Raw genomic sequence first — 275 nt, 5'->3', positions numbered from 1 at the left:
AGCTTTGACGGCCCATACGATTGCTCACGCGCAGGAACTCGTGCTTGGCGTCATCGGCAACAGCAAGGATCAGGTGCAACCCTATACGCCGACCAGTTCGGCATCCGCAGGTTCTTTGTACGGCCAGCTCTACGAGGGCCTGACCGGCTACGATTCCAAGGGCGCCGTGGCGATGCAGCTCGCGCAATCCATGACGCCGAACGCGACCCTGGACGTCTGGACCGTCAAGCTTCGCCCCGGCGTCAAACGCCATGACGGCAAGCCGTTCACTGCCG

1 pseudogene is annotated in these 275 nt (G+C 62.5%); it reads left to right on the top strand.

Features of this window, described 5'->3' with window-relative positions:
* Positions 1 to 275: pseudogene (locus tag NLU14_RS21765) on the top strand (hypothetical protein); the annotation flags it as partial.

Origin of the sequence: Marinobacter iranensis (genome assembly GCF_029207565.1) — a bacterium.
Taxonomy (GTDB): domain Bacteria; phylum Pseudomonadota; class Gammaproteobacteria; order Pseudomonadales; family Oleiphilaceae; genus Marinobacter; species Marinobacter iranensis.
This window is presented reverse-complemented; position numbering and strand designations above follow the sequence as displayed.